The organism is Johannesbaptistia floridana, assembly GCF_057440575.1.
In genome coordinates this window covers 23521-29520 of sequence record NZ_JALKVM010000046.1, presented here as the reverse complement: position 1 = coordinate 29520, position 6000 = coordinate 23521, and the positions used below count along the sequence as shown (strand labels likewise).

At 36.0% G+C, this 6000-nt stretch carries 5 protein-coding genes; all 5 read left to right on the top strand.

Annotated elements, in window-relative coordinates:
* Nucleotides 1–894 precede the first annotated feature (894 nt).
* Entirely contained in the window at nucleotides 895–1371 is a 477-nt protein-coding gene (locus tag MW688_RS03405) for a hypothetical protein (RefSeq protein WP_486734512.1), read from the top strand.
* A 44-nt stretch (nucleotides 1372–1415) separates the two neighbouring features.
* Nucleotides 1416–2708 (top strand): hypothetical protein, encoded by a 1293-nt coding sequence (locus tag MW688_RS03400; RefSeq protein WP_486734511.1) that lies wholly within the window; start codon nucleotides 1416–1418, stop codon nucleotides 2706–2708.
* A gap of 17 nt (nucleotides 2709–2725) precedes the next feature.
* Nucleotides 2726–3484 (top strand): class II glutamine amidotransferase, encoded by a 759-nt coding sequence (locus MW688_RS03395; protein WP_486734510.1) that lies wholly within the window; start codon nucleotides 2726–2728, stop codon nucleotides 3482–3484.
* 72 nt (nucleotides 3485–3556) lie between these two features.
* Entirely contained in the window at nucleotides 3557–3730 is a 174-nt protein-coding gene (locus MW688_RS03390) for a hypothetical protein (protein ID WP_486734509.1), read from the top strand.
* A gap of 399 nt (nucleotides 3731–4129) precedes the next feature.
* The gene (locus MW688_RS03385; protein WP_486734508.1) at nucleotides 4130–5713 is read left to right on the top strand and encodes an EF-hand domain-containing protein; all 1584 of its coding nucleotides are present in this window, start codon (nucleotides 4130–4132) and stop codon (nucleotides 5711–5713) included.
* Nucleotides 5714–6000: the final 287 nt, after the last annotated feature.

Genomic DNA, 6000 nt, shown 5'->3' with positions numbered 1-6000 from the left:
TAAAGAGGGATACCTTTGATCGTATGGAAGTTCACCCTAACTGGGCATGTAAGGTTAAGCCAATTATTGAGTCTGTGTCAGTGATACAGAGTACCGAGTAATTGGCAAGGAGTAAAAACACTTTACATGGCAAAAGATATACCGCTGACTTTTTTCTGTCTTATTTGGCTGTTTGAGTAAATTTGAGTAGATTTTTAGAAGCGGTTAGTTTGTACAAAGTCATGAAAGATAAAATATCACTTCAGTAGCCTATTCATTTAAGCAGGCGATCGCCCTCCACCTCACATCTTGCATCTTTACCCAAAGTTACTGGTGTAAGGGTAATGTAGAATGCGCGAATTAAGAATGTAGAATGATTTTTTTAGCCTGTAGGTTGGGCCCTTGGAACGAAACCCAACATCATCTTATTCTCAGACCTTGTGGTGGTTGAGTAATGAGTTTTGAAGTTTTGAAGTAAAAGAATTGATCCTAACCCCTTAAAAATTGATTCTCGCCTGTTGGCCTATTTCTGTACTTTTTTGGGAGTGCAAGATATGAGCTCCAGAGATTTTTTTGAGAATTTTTACGTCTATTTGTCTTTTACCAGAAGACGCTCAACCATACAAAGAACCAGAAAAAATAACCTAAATATAAAGAAAATATTAAATTTAAAAGTGATCAATGCCTTGTTAAAGAAGTGTTAAGTAATTAATTAAAGTTATATTAATTTATTTAAATAACTCTTCAAAAAAGATAAATACTAAAATAAGTTCTACTAGAATTAAAGCAAATGAAGAATTAAATGGTAATTAAGATAAATTTACAATATTTATATTGTAGATAAAAAAACGGCAATAATCATCTCAAATTACCATTAATCTTTTAGAAATAACAATTCGCTGGAGATTAGGAAAAATGGCTACAGAAGAAGGTAAAAAAGCTAATCGATTACGCCTAACCAATTTAGCTTTATTAAGTGTAAGCAAAGGGGCTTGGGATATTTTAGGGAAAAAAGGAGTTAACTCCTTTAGCGGAATTATGGGCAATCAAATTCTGCAAGTAATGGAACAAGAAATGGGCTTGGAAATTGCTGGAGAAGATCCTGAAACTGTACTAATGGAAATTAGTCGTATTTTTATTGATGAATATGGATTTGCTACTGATATAGATATCGAAAGAATAGGTGAAAATGATTTTCGTCTCAAAGTAAAAAATTGTGTAAATCGCAGTTTTACAGATAAATTAGTAGAAGCTGGTGTAGAATACCCATATATTTGTCCCATTATGAACGCTAGTCGTTCCGCATTAAAAAGAATGGGTTACAAAGTTCATGAAAATATAGAAGAATGGAAAGAAGGAAAAGGCTCTATTATTGAATTTTCCCAAGTTTAAAACCAAGAAAAGTGAAGACGAACAATTATAATGGGTGAGAGCCAATGAAAGACCCAATTATCTTACCCAGTAAAAAAACTCTAACACCTAGTGAAGATAGCTACTGGAAAGACTTATTATATAGAGTCAGTAAAATTGGTACAGAATTAGAAATAGCACCGCCTAAAAAAGTGAAGCGGGAAACTTTTGAACAAGAGTTAAATCAAGCCTTAGCACCATCACATAGTTTAGAAAGACTGGGATACAATGGTGTGCTAGATATTACTCCAGAACATTGCGGGGTAGAAATTCGTATAATTGGTCGTCAACCACATTTTCGTAGTTTACAAGAACAGTATATTCGTATAAGTAAAATTGTCCAAGAAAAAGGGGCACGTCCACGGGCAACCTGTGGACTCCATTTTCATCTGTTGACACCAGGATTGGGGGAGCCATTACCAGAGATAATTTTAGCTAATCTCTGGAATCTTATCCGTCGCTACGCTCCTGAATTAAAGTTTATCACCAGTGGTGGAGACAAGAGAGAGTCTCTCTGCCGTCGTCGCAATCATAATAGTCACTTGGAGATGGTTAACTATTCTCCGGGAGTGATGAGTATTAGGGAAATCAAACAAGCTCTCAAAGTTAGTAAGATAGTACCAGAGCATCAAAATTTTCTCAACTTAGAGCATATTGGCTTTAGTGAAACTGAAGATATCTTGCCATTTCACCTAGAGTTTCGCTTTCCTGATGCAGATTTATCTCCCACCTCTATTACCGCTAAAACCTTTTTGTTTCTTTCTTTACTTCTCAAAGCTGTAGATTTAAGTCAGTATGGAATTATCCATGTAGGCAAAGTTCAAACCTGGCAACGTAAAAAAGAAATACTAAATCTGTTGAGTAATAATCAGGGAAATTTAGCTACTAGTGATACTAGTGGGGTTACTGATGAGATTATTGAAGAGTTACGCCAAGGTTGTTATGAATTGTTGGACCTATTAGCACCAACTTTTAATCACTTTATTGATAATCCTGCTTTAGATGTGTTAATGGCACTTACTGAGCAGCCTATCTCTCTAATGCGTTGCGCTGGATATGATTGGCAAGAAATAGAATCAATGTTAGCCTCTCGGGCAAGTTTAGATGAAATTGGTTTTGATGATGTAGATCGCCGTTTAATGCAATGTATAGAATTGGGAGAATGGGATAATTTACCTTCTGCTGATGCTTGGCGCTGGCAAGCTGCTCGCAATCTCTATTTAACTCCCCAAAATTTAGAGCATCGTCTCCTGGAGTTAGAGAAGTTACGAGGTTTATCCTGGGATGCTCGTCAAGGTACAATGGTTTTTCAAAGCTAGTTAAAAAAGGTAGAAAAATGTGCGGTATAGCTAGTGTTTTTTTGTTTCCCCAGACACGTCCTCCCGAAGTTTGGCAAGACATTAGAGAGAATTTTACTAAAAATTTACTCTTCAATGAAAAACGTGGTGAAGCAGCTACAGGTATAGCCATCATCGATATTGAGGGTAAAATTGAGATTTATAAGCAATCAATAAGCGCCCATGAATTTATCGCCACTGAAGCTTATCAACTGCTGATAAATTCTCTGAATGAGAAAACTGTTTTGGTTTTAGGGCATACCCGTTTACCTACTAAAGGTTGTCCTAGTAATAATTATAATAATCACCCCATACAAGCAGGACCAGTTTGTGGTGTTCATAATGGTCATATTACTAATGATGACTTTTTGTTTGGACATTGGGGTTTTCCACGTGAAGCTGAAGTAGATAGTGAAATTATTTTTCGTTTATTAGAAAATTGTGGCGATCGCCATTTGAGGGAAACTACTAATCTTTTAAGTTATTTAGAAGGACGGTTTACTTTTTTAGCTACAGATAGACGCCTTCCCGGATCTTTATTTGTGGTCAAACACAACAATCCTCTGTCTCTACATTTTGTTCCCCTGTGGAATAGTTTGATTTTTTCTTCAAGTTATATCTTTCTGCGAAAAATTTTTGGTTCTATTGTAGTTACTGAATCTGTAGCCAATCATCATCTCTGTGTCTTTAATGTGGAACATTTAGTAAATTTAAAAGCAAATCCCTGGCAAAGTATAAGGTTACCATCATCCATATAACAATTCCAAAGCAATTGTTTTTTCAAGTATTTATAATTTATACTTTGAGGATTAGTAGTAGGGGCGCAAGGCTTGCGCCCCTCCCAAGGCTTGCGCCCCTCCCAAGGCTTGCGCCCCTCCCAAGGCTTGCGCCCCTCCCAAGGCTTGCGCCCTTCTAGGACAAGATATAAGTGTAATAAGAAATACAAATTTCCCAAGAATACCGAAAGATCCAGCAAGAGGAGCGATCGCCTCAAAGGTGACTAAATGGAATTTTAAATTAAATAAATTGAGTGACTTTTTTCGCTACACCCATATCTTGCACTCCTAAAAAAGTACAGAAATTGGCCAACAGGCGAGAATCAATTTTTAAGGGGTTAGGATCAATTCTTTTACTTCAAAACTTCAAAACTCATTACTCAACCACCACAAGGTCTGAGAATAAGATGATGTTGGGTTTCGTTCCAAGGGCCCAACCTACAGGCTAAAAAAATCATTCTACATTCTTAATTCGCGCATTCTACATTACCCTTACACCAGTAACTTTGGGTAAAGATGCAAGATCTGAGGATCGCCCTAGGTCAATAAATAAAGATAAATTCAACACTTTTTAAAAATAATAATGCTATATTATAGTTTACGAAAAAGATAAAATAGGCGACAATTATGAGTATTCAACAAGTGTTAGAATTTATGCGCCAAAGCGGTCATGATAAAACTTTACAAAAAGAAATCAAGACTTTGTTAAATACAGGAGATGGAAACATCAGCGATAGTGCAGAATTAGATGAACAAGAAATTAGTTCACTAATTATTGATGGAGGCAAAAGAATAACTAAATTTGCTCAAGAAAAAGGATGGCAGTTTTTTCCAGAAGAATTAGTTAATGTTATTCGTGCTTTTGAAAAGCACAAGTTAGGAATAATAACTGAACAAGAATTATTTAATTACTTAGGAATTAGTAACTCCCCTGATACTTCTGTAGCTCAGGCAACAGAGCAGCCAAAAATAGTAGAGTTTGTCTACCGAGGTACAGTTTATCGTAGAGTCATTAAACCAAATAAACTAACAAGTCAAATTAATCCTAAAAAAGAAGTTGTACAGTTTATGAACAAAACTTCGGAAGATAAAGTTTTACAACAAGAATTAAAACAAATATTAGGAGTAGGAGACGGAAATATCAGTAATGCTCAAGAATTAGATGCGATTGAATCTGCGGTGTTAATAGGAAATCGTGCTCCTAAAGTTGTTAATCTAGCTCGTAAACATAGATTCTATTTTACCGAAGCAGATTTAACTCAAGTAATCAAAATGTTTGAGCGAAATCGCTCAGGAGAAATATCAGAGTCTGAATTACTCAGAAATTTAGGGATTTCTGAGGATGCCTTAGCAGTGTTGGCGACTCAAAAAGCGATTAAGTTGATGTTTAAGGGTGAATTATACGAGAAAATTATGAATCCATCAGTTGATACCACTACATCGCCCAATCCAAAATTAGCTGTAATTAGATTTATAGCCCAAAGCGCTGACAATGAAGATTTACAAAGGGAATTAGAGGAGATTTTAGGGGTAGGAGATGGCAATATTAGTAACCCAGCAGAAATCGATAAACAGGAATCAGAAGCTCTCAAAGGTGCTCGCGGCGCTCAAGTGACAGAATTTGCTCGTAATCGAGGGTATATCTTTGGTCAGGAAGACTTGATAGCAGTAGTGTCAGGGTTTGAATCCTATCGTTTAGGCAAAATTTCCCAAGCTGGATTATCTACAAGTTTAGGAATATCCACTAATGAATTTGCTCCTGCTTCTACTCAAAGGGTACAAGAATTCATTTATCGTGGTCAACGCTATACTAAAGTTGATGGTATTCTTATTCCTGTCACCACAGAAACCACTAATCCCAAAACTGAGGTGGTTAAATTTATGGAGCAAACCGCTACAGATAAAAAGTTACAAGAGGAGCTCAAGGAACTTCTCGGAGTGGGAGACGGTAATATTAGTAGCGTCAAAGAATTAGACCAAGAAGAAGTTGGGGCACTTCTAGGAGGAAAAAGCGCTGTTGTTTCCAGCTTAGGTCAAAAATATGGATTTTCTTTCTCAGCTCAAGATTTAGAAACCGTGATATCTGCTTTCCAAAGACATCAATCAGGAGCTATTTCAGAAGAGGATTTATTTAAGTCATTAGAAATAAAAAGACAGAAAAAAGGATTTTTTGATCAAGTTGTACAAGTATTAAATAAAAAAGTATTTTGATATTAAATTTTTTTTATAGCAGTAGTTCGTGTTAACAATATTTAGATTTACAGATCCCCCCTACTGATAAGGGTAGGTTTTTAACATTTCGGTGAGGACGGGACAACTCACATCTTGCATCTTTATCACTCATTTACTGGTGGGGGTTGAGTAATGAGTTTTGAAGTTTTGAAGTTTTGAAGTAAGAGAATTAATGCTAAACGCTTAAAAATTGATTCTCGCCTGTTGGCCTATTTAGTACTTTTGTATTTGCGTGCAAGATAGAGGAACGAAGACAAGGAGACAAG

Bases quoted from the DNA above. Each gene is read 5' to 3' on its own strand.
- MW688_RS03405 (WP_486734512.1), top strand. From the start codon at position 895: ATGGCTACAGAAGAAGGTAAAAAAGCTAATCGATTACGCCTAACCAAT.
- MW688_RS03400 (WP_486734511.1), top strand. From the start codon at position 1,416: ATGAAAGACCCAATTATCTTACCCAGTAAAAAAACTCTAACACCTAGT.
- MW688_RS03395 (WP_486734510.1), top strand. From the start codon at position 2,726: ATGTGCGGTATAGCTAGTGTTTTTTTGTTTCCCCAGACACGTCCTCCC.
- MW688_RS03385 (WP_486734508.1), top strand. From the start codon at position 4,130: ATGAGTATTCAACAAGTGTTAGAATTTATGCGCCAAAGCGGTCATGAT.